At 35.6% G+C, this 12,656-nt stretch carries 16 protein-coding genes; 9 read left to right on the top strand and 7 right to left on the bottom strand.

Annotation, left to right across the window (positions count from 1 at the left end; all coding sequences use genetic code 11):
- The first annotated feature begins 2 nt into the window (after positions 1-2).
- From rapZ to ACTCIM_RS02075, 4 genes are all read left to right on the top strand, one after another.
- Positions 3-878, top strand: coding sequence for an RNase adapter RapZ (gene rapZ / locus ACTCIM_RS02090; RefSeq protein ID WP_029965747.1), 876 nt, complete (start codon positions 3-5; stop codon positions 876-878).
- 2 nt (positions 879-880) lie between these two features.
- A complete protein-coding gene (locus ACTCIM_RS02085; RefSeq protein ID WP_029965745.1) occupies positions 881-1,291 on the top strand; it encodes a PTS sugar transporter subunit IIA in 411 nt (136 codons plus the stop codon).
- A complete protein-coding gene (locus ACTCIM_RS02080; RefSeq protein ID WP_029965742.1) occupies positions 1,284-1,739 on the top strand; it encodes a PTS sugar transporter subunit IIB in 456 nt (151 codons plus the stop codon). Before ACTCIM_RS02085 ends, ACTCIM_RS02080 begins: the two co-directional genes overlap by 8 nt.
- Positions 1,740-1,857: 118 nt before the next feature.
- The gene (locus ACTCIM_RS02075; RefSeq protein WP_472313585.1) at positions 1,858-2,424 is read left to right on the top strand and encodes a hypothetical protein; all 567 of its coding nucleotides are present in this window, start codon (positions 1,858-1,860) and stop codon (positions 2,422-2,424) included.
- On the opposite strand, the gene ACTCIM_RS02070 is transcribed toward ACTCIM_RS02075, so the two are convergent.
- From ACTCIM_RS02070 to ACTCIM_RS02050, 5 genes are read right to left on the bottom strand one after another with little or no spacing between them, the layout of a single operon-like run.
- Positions 2,407-3,141, bottom strand: a complete 735-nt coding sequence (locus ACTCIM_RS02070) for an RsmE family RNA methyltransferase (RefSeq protein ID WP_472313582.1) — start codon at positions 3,139-3,141, stop codon at positions 2,407-2,409. The two genes, ACTCIM_RS02075 and ACTCIM_RS02070, sit on opposite strands and share 18 nt — an antisense overlap.
- Positions 3,123-4,283, bottom strand: coding sequence for a TRAP transporter large permease subunit (locus ACTCIM_RS02065; RefSeq protein ID WP_472313580.1), 1,161 nt, complete (start codon positions 4,281-4,283; stop codon positions 3,123-3,125). The genes ACTCIM_RS02070 and ACTCIM_RS02065 overlap by 19 nt, the downstream gene beginning before the upstream one ends.
- 55 nt (positions 4,284-4,338) lie before the next feature.
- A complete protein-coding gene (locus ACTCIM_RS02060) occupies positions 4,339-4,764 on the bottom strand; it encodes a hypothetical protein (protein ID WP_472313578.1) in 426 nt (141 codons plus the stop codon).
- Positions 4,764-5,840 carry a glycine cleavage system aminomethyltransferase GcvT gene (gene gcvT / locus ACTCIM_RS02055; protein WP_472313575.1) on the bottom strand — a complete coding sequence of 359 codons (1,077 nt, stop codon included), beginning with the start codon at positions 5,838-5,840 and terminating at the stop codon, positions 4,764-4,766. Before gcvT ends, ACTCIM_RS02060 begins: the two co-directional genes overlap by 1 nt.
- On the bottom strand, positions 5,827-7,560 hold the full coding sequence (locus ACTCIM_RS02050) for a hypothetical protein (RefSeq protein WP_472313573.1): 1,734 nt from the start codon (positions 7,558-7,560) through the stop codon (positions 5,827-5,829). The genes gcvT and ACTCIM_RS02050 overlap by 14 nt, the downstream gene beginning before the upstream one ends.
- A gap of 128 nt (positions 7,561-7,688) precedes the next feature.
- On the opposite strand from ACTCIM_RS02050, the gene ACTCIM_RS02045 reads away from it, so the two are divergent.
- From ACTCIM_RS02045 to mreB, 3 genes are read left to right on the top strand one after another with little or no spacing between them, the layout of a single operon-like run.
- Entirely contained in the window at positions 7,689-7,898 is a 210-nt protein-coding gene (locus ACTCIM_RS02045; RefSeq protein WP_472313570.1) for a DUF6485 family protein, read from the top strand.
- 3 nt (positions 7,899-7,901) lie between these two features.
- Positions 7,902-8,846 carry a GAF domain-containing protein gene (locus ACTCIM_RS02040; RefSeq protein WP_472313569.1) on the top strand — a complete coding sequence of 315 codons (945 nt, stop codon included), beginning with the start codon at positions 7,902-7,904 and terminating at the stop codon, positions 8,844-8,846.
- Positions 8,847-8,855: 9 nt separating this feature from the next.
- Positions 8,856-9,878 carry a rod shape-determining protein MreB gene (gene mreB / locus ACTCIM_RS02035; RefSeq protein WP_472313567.1) on the top strand — a complete coding sequence of 341 codons (1,023 nt, stop codon included), beginning with the start codon at positions 8,856-8,858 and terminating at the stop codon, positions 9,876-9,878.
- On the opposite strand, the gene ACTCIM_RS02030 is transcribed toward mreB, so the two are convergent.
- Entirely contained in the window at positions 9,871-10,383 is a 513-nt protein-coding gene (locus tag ACTCIM_RS02030; RefSeq protein ID WP_464280006.1) for an NUDIX hydrolase, read from the bottom strand. The genes mreB and ACTCIM_RS02030 overlap by 8 nt on opposite strands.
- Here ACTCIM_RS02030 and rimI point away from each other — a divergent pair.
- A complete protein-coding gene (gene rimI / locus ACTCIM_RS02025) occupies positions 10,382-10,825 on the top strand; it encodes a ribosomal protein S18-alanine N-acetyltransferase (protein ID WP_464280005.1) in 444 nt (147 codons plus the stop codon). The two genes, ACTCIM_RS02030 and rimI, sit on opposite strands and share 2 nt — an antisense overlap.
- On the opposite strand, the gene ACTCIM_RS02020 is transcribed toward rimI, so the two are convergent.
- Positions 10,814-11,731: a radical SAM protein gene (locus ACTCIM_RS02020; protein ID WP_472313565.1), complete on the bottom strand. Its 918-nt coding sequence runs from the start codon at positions 11,729-11,731 to the stop codon at positions 10,814-10,816. The two genes, rimI and ACTCIM_RS02020, sit on opposite strands and share 12 nt — an antisense overlap.
- Before the next feature lie 90 nt (positions 11,732-11,821).
- On the opposite strand from ACTCIM_RS02020, the gene panB reads away from it, so the two are divergent.
- Complete coding sequence (panB, locus tag ACTCIM_RS02015) at positions 11,822-12,655, top strand: 3-methyl-2-oxobutanoate hydroxymethyltransferase (RefSeq protein ID WP_472313562.1); 834 nt, start codon at positions 11,822-11,824, stop codon at positions 12,653-12,655.
- Position 12,656 lies beyond the last annotated feature (1 nt).

Below are 12,656 nucleotides of genomic sequence, written 5' to 3'. Positions count from 1 at the left end.
AAGTGAATATTAACTTTCCTCTTATTTTAGTGGGTGGCCTTTCTGGAGCGGGCAAGAGTACTGCTCTTAGAGTTTTTGAGGATTTGGGTTTTTTTTGTATAGATGGTTTGCCTTTTAGTTTGGTTTCTTCCTTGTTAGAACTTTTTGAGCCAGACAAATTAAAACGTTATAGAGGAGTTGCTCTGGGACTGGATTTGAGGCAGCTTGATTTTGGGGTGAGTTGGGATGGCTTGGTCAGGGAGTTAAAGAAAAAAAATATAGTTTTTGAACTAATTTTTTTAGAAGCTCAAAAAGAGATTATTGTTAAAAGATACTCTACCACCAGAAGGCCTCACCCTTTAACTGGAAGCTGTCTGGGGTTGGAAGAAGCCATTGCCAAGGAGCAAGAGCTTTTCACTCCTTTGCGAGATATGGCTCATCTGGTTATTGACACTTCTTTTTTTTCCATTCACGATCTTAGAAGGGTATTGCAGGAAAAGTGGTCTTGGGATACTGCTACCTGGGCTATAAGGGTGCATCTTATTTCCTTTGGGTTCAAATACGGAGTCCCTTTGGAAGCAGATATGGTTTTGGATTTACGTTTTTTGCCCAATCCTTATTTCCAGGAAGATCTTAGGCCTCTTTCTGGTCTGGATGAGGAAGTGCAGAATTTTATCTACCAGCGAGAGGAAGGCTTGAGTTTTAAAAAAAGATTGGAAGAATTTTTGGATTTTTTACTTCCTTTATATGTAAAAGAAGGTCGATATCGTTTGACTATTGGTTTTGGTTGTACTGGAGGAAGGCATCGCTCTGTGGCTACCACAGAATTAATAGCTGATTTTTTGCGTAAAAAAAAATATTTTGTTTCTGTGGAACATAGACATTTAGAATTGGGGTAAAGATGATAGGTTTGCTTGTTGTAACGCATGGAAAGTTTGGGGAAGAACTGATTAAGGCCGCTCAAATGATTCTGGGAGACTTTTCTGGGTGCAAATGGGTGTGCGTGGACAACCAGAAAAGTATGGATAAAATTTTAGAAGAAATAGAGCAAAAGGCCACAGAGGTAAATGAGGGCAAGGGGGTCTTAATCTTAACAGATATGTTTGGCGGCACGCCGACCAATTTGAGTTTATCCCTTTTGGGTAAAAGAGAAGATATAGAAGTGGTAACTGGAGTTAATCTACCTATGCTTATTAAGGCAGTAAATGAGAGAGAAAAGGAGTTAAGAGAACTGGCCTTGACTTTAAAAAGTACAGCCAAGCAGAGCATTAAGGTAGCAGGAGAAATTTTAAAAAAGCCTTTAAATGGTTGATATGTGGGTTAGAATTGACAATAGACTTGTGCATGGGCAAGTAATTGAAACCTGGATTCCTTATATCAAAGCTAAATTTATTTTAGTGGTCAATGACAGCTTGGCCAACGATACTCTACAGCAGGAAATAATTAAGCTAGCAGTTCCTAGCAATATTGAGATTAAATTTGTCTCTCTGGCTCAAGTGCAAAAGGGCCTGAAAGGGCAAAAAAAGGAAACATTGGTGCTATTTGCCAATTGTCAGGATGCAAGAGTAGCTTTTGAACAGGGCTTTAAATTTGAAGTATTAAATGTAGGCAATTTGCACTATTCTCCAGGAAAGGAGCAATTTTGCGACCATATTGCCTTGAGTAAAGAGGATATTTTTTGTTTAAAATATCTGTTAAAAAAAGGAGTAAATTTAGATTTTCGTTGTGTACCCCATAAACCAGTACAGATAGAATTATGAACTACCTAGAACATCCTTATCTCTTTTTTCTTTTAGTCAGTTTTTTTTTGCTCTTTTTTCCTGCTTTCGTTTTAAAATCAATATAGGTTTTTTAGAACGTCCTTTAGTAGTTGCTTTTTTGTGGTCACTTTTTAGTGGCCAAAAGGATATCTCTCTTAATTTAGGTATATTTTTTGAACTTCTCTGGCTGGATTTATTTCCTGCTGGCACCTTTATTCCACCTCAAAGTGTTTATGCTGTATTACTTACTTTAAGTATAAGTTATATTTTTGCTTTAAAAAATATTTCTCAGCTTTGGGCTTTAATTATAATAACCAATTTATTCAGCTATATATGTGTTTTTATTGAAAGTCAAAGTAGATTGCAGGATAATTTAAGTTATAACAAACTTTTAAAAAGGATTAAATCTAAAGATGATTTAAAATTGAGCTCTATAATTAGAATGTCTATTTTTAGAAGTATAGTTTATAATTTTATATTTTTTTATTTATCCTTGATAGTTATCTTTAATTTTTACAAAACTATTCTACCTTTTATTCCTGAAATTAAATTTATAAATTGGAATGTACTTTGGATTGTAGCTGCTATTGGTAGTATTCTTAGTTTGCGAATTCAAAAATCCTATGTTTTATTTTTTCTTGGATTTACATTGTTGGGAATTGTCTATTTAGGTGCTGGATTCTAAAAATAAGTATATATAGCCAATACCTATTAGCATTGCTGTTTCTAAGCGTAGAGTAGAGCTGCCTAGAGAAACAGAGGTAAATCCTTTTTGTTTCAGGTAAGTAGACTCTTGTTCGGCAAAGCCACCTTCTGGTCCAATAACTATAAGTATGTTTTTCTCTAGAGAGATTTTTGTCAATAAGTTCTTTTCCTCTTTTTCCCAGAAAAATAGTTTTTGATACTCTGAATTGGAATTGGTTAACTCTTCCAGTGAGTTTAGTATTTTGATTTGAGGTAGCCAGGGATTTTGGCACTGTTTTCCGGCATTTATTATTTTTTTTAGCCAACTTTCCTTGATTTCTTGGGTAAAAGGTGGAGAATATTTAGCAGGCCAAAAAATTATTTCCCAGCATTTTAATTCCACGCACTTTTCCAGGATAAAATCCCTGTTTTTTGCCCTTTGCCAGGCTAGAGCTACTTTAATTTTATTTTCAGGTTCAGGATGTTGGGTTATGGATAAAGGCTCTAACAATACTCTTTTTTTACTTATATCTTGTACTTTAAATAATCCTTCTTTTCCATAGCCATCAAAAAGTCTTATTACTTCTCCTTTTTTACCCCTTAATACTTTTATAAAATGTTTACTTTCGTCTTCATCTAGTTGGTAGGGACTTTGCCAATTTTTTTTATTTAAATAAAAAGAGTTTAATCTGGCCATATTTAAAAAATAGATAGACAAATTAGGGTTAATACAATTAATCCTATGCTAATAAAGGGAAGGGAATAGATATACATGTCTTTTAAATTCACCCTGGTACTGGTAGAAGTAACAAAAAGAGCAATACCAAAGGGAGGAGTTAGCATGCCCAGGACCAAGTTGTAAACTATTATTATGCCTAGAGACAGAGGGTCTAGATTTAGAGCTAGAGCCAGGGGTAGTAAAGTAGGTACTGTAAGATAAATAGCAGCAACAGTTTCTAAAAAAGAGCCAACAAGAAGTAATATAAAGTTTATAGTGAGCAGGAAATATATTTTAGAAGTATTTATCCAGGATAGGGATAAGAGGTTAAGCAGATTTTGATCTATTGTTAAGAGATAGGAAAAGGCAGATGCTGTTGCAATAATGAAGAGAATCTGGGTGGTATTTATAGCGCTTTTAATCAGAATGTCTGTTATTTTTTTCTTTTTTTTATCTTTTTTGAAAAAGTATAGACCAAGTAGAGAAAAAAGAAAAGAACCTTCGGTTACAGTTACAATTCCATATAAGAGAATAAAAATTATGGCAAAAGGAATGAGTAAGTAGGTTATAGTTTCTTGAATGGCTGCTAAGAAAGGCTTTTGAAGAGAAGAAAAGGAAGCCAGATTGTTCTTTTTTTCGTAAAAATGTACATACATTAAAAGACAAAAGGCTGTTAGCACACCTGGTAGCAAAGAGAGTTTAAACAGTTCGGTTATAGATACCTGGGCCACTACACCGTAAATAATTAAAGGAATGCTTGGTGGAATGATAGGTCCTAAAGTAGAGGCAGCAGCGATTAAAGAGGCAGAGAAGTTACGCGAGTATCCCTTTTGGGTGAGGACAGGGAAAAATACACTGGCCAGAGCTCCAGCTTCAGCTGCAGCAGCTCCTGTGAGTCCAGAAAGAAAAAAGGCCATAAGGACAGTAATTCCTCCCAACCTCAATCCTATCTTACTTCCCAGGTAGCTGCTAATTTCTGCTAGTTTCTGGGGATAATTGCTATTTACCAAAAGTTCTCCCCCTAAAAGAAAAAGTAAAATTGCAGTTAGAGGATAGGAATAAAGGCTGGTAAACATTCTATACAAAATAAATTCTAGAGGTAAATTATAGACCCAAAGGGCACTGCCTAGGGTAGCAAACAAAAGGCTAATTCCAATGGGTATCTCTAACAGGAGTAGGATAAAAAGGATACTTAAGCTAAGAATCATGGTTGGTTAGTGCATAGAAAATAAAGCCTATAGCAGTCCAAAGAAAGGCCAGGTAGCCCAGACCTAAAGGGATTTTAAGTAAAGGGGTTTTTTGCCACCAGTTTTGTATACCCAGTTTGCAGGAGCTAAATAAAAGCAATATCCCGGCTAGAAAAGTTAAAACTTTTAATAATAAGTTAGTATTTAAGTTAAAAATTTGTATTTTTAACAACTCTTGAGAAAAAAGAACTAAAGGTAAAGTAAAAGCAACTAATAAGAGGAGGCAAAGTTGAATTATCTCTAAAGTAAAACTAAATTGAGTAAAATTAAATAATCTAACTATTATTTGTAAAAATATACTAAAACAAATAGCCACCAGAAAAAATAGAACTAATTTTCTGGTGGCTATAAGGTAGTATTTTATTAATCTGGACATTAACTTAGTTTTATTCTAGCTGTTCCTTGAGTATAAAAGGGAAGAGTTGTTTTTTGAGCAGTTAATTTCTTTTTCCCATCAGTAATAATAAACTCTTGTTCTTCACTATATTCTACTTTTACGTAAGCCAAAGCTATAGCATGACCTAGAGAGGGAGCAAAGGAGCCACTGGTTACTATTCCTGCTTTTTGGTTATTGTAATAAACCTCATCATTATGTCTGGGACTTCTTTTACTATCTACCTTTAGAGGAATAAGTTTTTCTTTGACCTGTCCTAAATTTTCCTTGCCAATGAAGTTTTTTTCAGAGGTAATAAGAAAGCCATAACCTGCTTCTACTGGAGTGTGCTCTTCATCCAGGTCCTGGCCATAGAGTGGAAGACCAACTTCTAAGCGCAAGGTATCTCTGGCTCCCAATCCTCCTGGTTTGACCAGGGGGTGTGTTAGAAGTTCTTCCCAGACTTCCTCTGCCTTTTCCCAGGGCAAATACAACTCACAGCCCAGTTCTCCGGTATAGCCAGTCCTGCTTACTAATATATTGATATCTTTAAAGACTATTTTTTTAAAAGAGAAGTATTTCAAATCATTAAATTCTTGAGCAAAAACATCTTTTAAAACCTCAAAGGATTTAGGACCTTGTAAGTCTAGCTTGGCAGTTTGAAAAGAAATATCTTCTATGGTGCTAGAAGTTAGATGTTTTTTAAGCCAGTTAAAATCAGTTTCTATTCTGGCAGCATTGACCACAAGCATAAACTTATTTTCTTCTAAGCAGTAAACAATAAGGTCATCTATAACTCCACCTTTTTCATTTAACATAAAACCATATTTACATCTATTGGGAGGAAGCTTGGCAAAATCATGCGTCAAAATAGAGGCGAGTTCTTCTCTGGATTTATCTCCTGTTACTATAAATTCTCCCATGTGACATATATCAAAAAGAGAAGCTTCTTTTCTACAATGTAAGTGCTCTTTAATAATTCCTTCATATTGCACAGGCATTTCCCAGCCGCCAAATTCAACCATCTTGGCTCTATTTTTTTTATGCCAAGAATTTAAAGGTGTCTTAAATAGTTCCATATCCTAACTCCCTTGTTTTAGTTTTTTGAATGGCCTTTAGTTCATCTAAGAGACTTACCAGACGGCCATAAATTTTTTTTATTTCTTGTCCATAAGGTGTTAAGTTGTCTTCTTTTTGTTTTATGTATTGTTTTACTAGATAAGAATCACTTAACATCTTATCTAAAATAGCAATAGCCTTAGATATAATATCTTCAAAATAAGTTACTGCTTCAAAACGAAGATCATTTATTATTTTGTAAGTTAATTTAAGCATGGTGAGATAGTCAATTTTTTGATTGTTGTAAATTCTTTCTTTCAAGTCTTCTAGGATTTTTATTTTTCTAGCTTGCTGTATATAGCTATACTTTTCCCATACTTCTCTATATAGATTGTTATGTTCATTAAATATGTCAAATAGTTCAGAGTTAAGTAAGTAGTTGTCTAAAACTTTGTTTACATTGGCATAAAATTCATCAGAATATCCAATTATTCTTCTTTGATGCTTGGTTAGCCAGGCGTATAAAAACTTTAGTCTTTTTTCGTGAGTATCAGTTCCTTCTACTATTTCTCTTTTATATTTTACTCTTCCTGTAAACTCGCCTTTGACAATATCGTTTAATTTTAAAACCAAGGTGTAAGTATCTTTTATTACGTTGATATGATCCATTTTTTGATAAGTTAAAGGATGGATTATTTCTTGTTTGGATATAGATAGAGCTCTATCTTCTCTTATGTTGTTGGGGTCATATTTGTGTTGTTTATAGGTTATTTTTAAAATTACCACTTTTCTTTTTTCATCTAAGTAAAATCCCTTTTGGCTTAAGAAGTTGTGTATTTCTGGTTTGGGGTTATCCACACTAACTAGGGCTATTTTTTCCACACGAGGATAAAATTTATTTTCTGGGTGAGAATAAAGAGTAGTAATGGTTCTATCGCTTTGGCCTAAAACTCTTATCAAAAAGTTTTCTCCCAGCTTAAAGAGCCTTCTGGAAAAGAGGGCTGCAGAAGTCCTTCTTTCTGAGACAATAGGAAATCCATACAGTTCCATTAAGAATTGATAAACAAAGCTTCTATTTAATTCATAGAGGCAATTGTCATTGGGTTTAAATTTTTTTATACGCAAGCCAAATCTTTTTAATTCTGTGTCCAGGTCAGAAGGAAAAGAGGCATATACTCCTGCCAGGTAAAAGTTGTCTTCTCCGTCCAGGGCTAAAACATGGGCTCTATCCATTTCCAAAATATAGGGAAGAAGGTCTGGATAGGTTGCCAGAGAAGTTAAGTCCTGGTCTTTAAACTTTTGTTTAAAGTTATCCTGATAGGCTTTGGGTAATCTGGATAAGAAAGTATTCAGGTTATTTTCAAAAATTATTTCAGGAAGAGGACAGATGGTATTTTCTTGATAAAATTTTTCTTTGCTGGTGTGTAAGATATCAAACTGAAAAATTTCATGAAAATAATCAATAGGTCTAGCTAAAGCTACCAGGCTAAAGCCAGGGAGGTTTTCATATTCATATAAATCTGCCTCAAAGGAAGGAAGCAGTTCTCTCGCTTCTACCAGGGGGTAATTCTTGTTTTCAAAATAGGGTTTTACCAGACAGAGTTTTATCTGGACTAAATTGAGGAAAAATTTTAGAGTGAATAGGTCGTTTATTTTTTTGGATAAAGAAGGAGTATTTTGATTTAGCCAGGTGACTTCAGGTGTTTCTGTGAAAAGTGCTGTCCAAGAGGTTAAGCTCATTTTTTACTCCTTCTCAAAACTCAATTTTCATAACTCAATTGGAAAAAATATTCAACAAGTTAAATAGAGTTGACCTCTTAGGTTTGCTTTCTTAAGTAAAAACTTTCAAAGCTGCAGGAGAATTTGATATGACTAAAAAAGATAAGTGTCCTCGGGCTCAAGTGAATGCAAAGTTTTGTACCTGTACTTATCCTGGATGTTCCAAACATGGCCTTTGTTGTGAATGCTTACACTATCACCGTCAAAGAGGTGAATTGCCAGCCTGTTATTTTACTGAGGAAGAGGAAAAGACCTACAATCGTTCCCTAGAGTTTTATTGTCAGAGACATTTGAAGTAGTCTATGGCTAAATCTCTTTGCTTGGACAATATCTTGAGTTTAATTTGCTCTGTATTTGATGCCTATTCAGCAGTGCTCTTTTTACGGCAGCAAGAAAATGAATATGTCTTAAGGTCATTTTTTAGTCTGGGAGATAATATTCTTCCCCAATGTACTCTTAGTCCAGGCAAAGGATTGGTGGGTTGGATTTTAAAAAATGGGCAACCTTTGCGTTTAAGTAGCTTTAATAGGGAAAGTGCTTGTTTGGGCTATTATCAAGGCAATGAAGAGAATAAAATTAAGGCCTTTATGGGCTGGCCCTTATCTCACAATTTAGGCGCCCTATGTGTGGATAGTAAAAGGGCTCATTCCTTTAGTGAAAAAGACCTTAGAATCTTGAGTCAATTTGCCCAGTTAATAGAGCTTTTGGAACAGAATTTTTGTCAAATTGGTCTTGAAAATAAAAAATTAATTTTTTACAATTATCTAAAGCTTATTTGGTCTTTACCCAGGAGTTCCTTGAAGTGGAAGGTTTTTTTAGCCAAGCTCCTGAAATTGATGGAAGAAGCTTCTGGCTTTTCCTATGTTTTGTTCGTAGCCAGAGATGAAGTGGGAAAAGGCTTTTTTATTGAAGGGTGCAATAAAGAGTTATCTGCAGAACAAGAAAAGGTTAAATACCCCATTGATTATGGTTTGTTAGGCTGGATTTTTCGAGAAGGGCAACCTGTATTTAAGGATAAAAGCAAAGGAGAAAAAGAGTTAGATATTTTGGGAGAGGAAGGCTTGTCTTTTAAAAGCTTAGTCTGCTTGCCTTTAGTTATCAATAAAAAGACTCGCTCTATTTTGGTTTTTGCTGATGAAAAAGAATTGGAAATTGAAGAAGAACTAAAGGAATTTTTTTACTTACTAAGAGATTATCTTACTTTGTTTCTAGAAAATTTATATTTTAAGAATAGGGCAAAAATATAAGAGGATTTTATGTTTAAAAAATTATTTGGCTTTTTGGGTAAAAGTTTGGCTATGGATCTGGGTACAGCCAATACCCTGTTGTACACTCCCAAAGATGGTATAGTACTCAATCAACCCTCAGTGGTTGCTCTGGATGCTAGAAGTGATCGAGTCCTGGCTGTAGGTAGTGAGGCCAAAGAGTTTCTGGGACGTACTCCTGAGAAAATTAGGGCTATTCGTCCTTTAAAGGATGGAGTTATTGCTGATTTTGAAGTTACCCGTGCCATGATTACCTATTTTCTAAAGGAAGTCATTGGCGGATATAAACTTTTTAAGCCCAAACTGGTTATTGGAGTGCCTTCAGGCATTACTGGAGTAGAAAAACGGGCAGTTATTGAATCTGGGCTTCAATCTGGAGCCAGAGAAGTCCTGTTAATAGAAGAGCCAATGGCTGCAGCTATTGGTGCAGGCCTGCCCATTACTGAGCCCAGAGGTAATATGGTGGTAGATATTGGAGGTGGCACTACAGAGGTGGCAGTTATTTCTTTATCTGCTGTGGCCTATGCTGAATCTGTTCGGGTGGCTGGAGATGAAATGAACGAGGCCATTCAAAGGTATATGCAGGAAGAGTTTCAGCTTTTGATTGGAGAAAACATGGCTGAAGAAGTCAAAATAAAAGTAGGTGCTGCCTATCCTTTGGCTGAAAAGCTGGTTTGCAGGGTTTCTGGGAAAAATTTGCTAGATGGCACTCCCAAGTTTGTGGAAGTAAGTGATGGGCATATTCGAGAAGCTATTGCTGAACCAGTAAGCATTATTGTCAAATCTGTAAAAAGGGCTTTGGAAAAAACTCCTCCTGAACTGGTTGGAGACATTGTGGACAATGGTTTACTTTTGGCTGGGGGAGGAGCTCTTTTGCGCGGCCTGAATCAACTCATTAGTAAAGAAGTTGGAGTAAAGGTAAATATAGATGATGAACCTCTTACTACAGTAGTAAGGGGAGCTGGTAGGACCTTGATTGAAGAAAAGGTCTTTAGTCAGGTTTTTATCAACTAAAGGGAAAGGTAAGCCAGCTTTTTTTTAAAAAACTTACCACTAAAGGAGTTAAACAACTTAAGTTAGCTGGAGACTTTAAATCCAGAGGAGAAAAACTCCAGAGATGCTTCCAGGAAGAAAGTTCTTTTTTATCCATATTTAAAAAACTTTGATAGACATAAATAAATTCCAGATTGGTATCTAAAGAAGCAGGAAAAGTAGTAAGATAATCAATTCGATTAGGTAATCTTAACCCAGAAGCAAGAATACAGTCCTTTATTTGGCCTAAGCGGCTTCTTTGAGGATATAAATGATTGTAAAAAAAATCAAAATGTCCTGCAAAAGGTTTATCTTTAGTCCTTTTTATTAAGACAATTTCTTTTTCCCTAGTAAATAAGAACAGCACAAAGGAGCGATGAAATAGTCCTTGTAAGTGGACTTCCTTTTCTGGAAGTAAAGCCAGAACTTCATTGTTTTCATCTACTACTTCTAAAAAACTATCTTGAGAAGAGGAAAATTTATTCATGAAATATGAATTTAGAAAACTTTCTCCTGAAAATCTAGAAGAAATTTTATTTCTAGAGCGAACATGCTTTCCCCACCCCTGGAATAAAAAACAACTGCAATTGGCCTTGCAAAATCCTTCTATTTTTATGTTTGGGGTGTTTAAAAATAGTTTAGTAGCTTATGTTTCTTGTTTCTTACTGTTAGAAGAAGCTGAAATTTTAAACCTGGCTGTGCTCCCCTCTTTTAGAAAGCAAGGGTTGGGCAGTTTTTTACTAGAAAACTTACTCCTGTTTTGTAAAGAACAAAAAGTAGAGAAAGTTTTTTTAGAAGTGAGAGAAAGTAATATCATTGCTCAAAAGCTATATTTTAAGTTTGGATTTAAACAGGTTGGTCTTAGAAAAAATTATTATCCTGACAATAAAGAACATGCTTTGCTTATGGTTTTGAATCTAAAAGAGTAACTTAAATATTTTTTGGTTACCCTCATCTATATATTTAAAACCCATTTTTTTAGCTAAGGTATAATATTTTTCCCATTCCTGGTAGGTAATGGTTTGATTTAATTCCTCGTAACTTGATGCCAAATAACAAGGCCTATACTGGTCCATGATATTTAGATACACATCATACATTTTATTTTCAGCCATAAATTGAAGCCACTTTTCCACTTCACCCAGGTTATTAGGCATAAGTAAATGCCTGAGCATAAGGCCTTGATAGGCTATGTTGTCTTTAAATTTTATGCCTCCTACCTGAGCATACATTTCCAGGAGATTTTCTTTAGCTCTTTGAGGGTAGTCCCTGGCTTGGCAGTATTTATGGGCAGAGGAAGAGGAAAAAAATTTTATATCAGCCAGATAAATGTCCACAATTCCCTTTAGCTTTTTTAAGCTGTCCAGACTATCATAACTACTGGTATTATACACTATGGGAATTTGTAATCCCTTATTTAAAGCTATTTCCAGGGAACTTACAATAGGGTATAGTACATGAGAAGGAGTAACCAGGTTGATATTTTCTGCGCCCTGTTTTTGTAACTCTAGCATAATATGGGCAATCTGGTTGGGATAGAGTTCAGGAAAGGGCTTTTCACTATGGCTAAGAGTGTAATTCTGGCAAAAGACACAGCCCAGATTGCACTGGGCAAAAAAAATGGTGCCTGAACCTCCTTTACCTACCAAAGGAGATTCTTCTCCAAAGTGCAGGTCATAGCCTGCTATTTGAGCCAGTAAGCCAGTTTTACACTTTCCTAGCTGGCTTTTTTCCCGGTTTACCTTACAGTTTCTAGGACAAAGGGTACAAGACTTTAGTTGCTCTTTGAACCAGGGAAGGACTTCTTGAACTTTAATTAGTTTGGCTTTTTGCATAAGGAAAAGCGCTCACTTACTTGCCAAGTTGTAAACTTTTTTTTAGTGGGATAGGGAGTTTTTGGCAATAAGCTTTTTAAGAGGAGTTTAATGGAAAAGATTACTCTTTTAGATATAGTAGGAGCTAAGGCAAAAAAGAAAATAAGCATGGTTACGGCCTATGATTATCCTTCAGCTGCTTTAGTGGACAAAGCTGGTATAGATTTAATTTTAGTGGGCGATTCCCTGGCCATGGTGGTTTTGGGATATAAGGACACTTTGGCTGTGAGCATGGAAGAGATGCTCTATCATACCAGGGCTGTAAGTAGAGGAGTAAAACGGGCTTTTATTATTGGCGATATGCCCTTTTTATCCTATCAAACAGGGGTCAGGGAGGCTGTTTTTAATGCTGGCAGGTTTTTAAAAGAGGGTGGAGCCCAGGCAGTAAAACTAGAGGGAGGGATGGAAATTTTACCCCAAGTTAAAGCCATAGTAGAGGCAGGTATTCCTGTTCAGGGGCATATTGGGCTTACTCCTCAAAAGTATAATCTTTTGGGTGGCTTTAAAGTGCAGGGGAAAACTTCTGAGGCTGCTTTTAAGTTGTTAGAAACGGCTTTAGCCCTAGAAGAAGCTGGTTGTTTTAGTTTGGTTTTAGAAGCTATACCCGAAGAAGTAGCCAGGATGATTAGTGAGCAAGTTTCTATCCCCACCATTGGCATTGGTGCAGGCAGATATTGTGATGGCCAGGTTTTGGTTTTCCACGACTTGCTTGGGTTGTATTCTCAGTTTACCCCTAAGTTTGTGAAAAGGTATATTAATTTGAGTGAATCTATAGAAAAGGCTTTAAAAAATTTTAAAGAAGAAGTAGAGCAGGGGGTATTCCCTGCAGAAGAGCATGTTTATCATTTAGAACCAGAGGAAAGAGCAAAATTAAAAATAGAGTAAA

It is taken from the genome of Desulfonauticus sp. (genome assembly GCF_055126295.1).
This window is presented reverse-complemented; position numbering and strand designations above follow the sequence as displayed.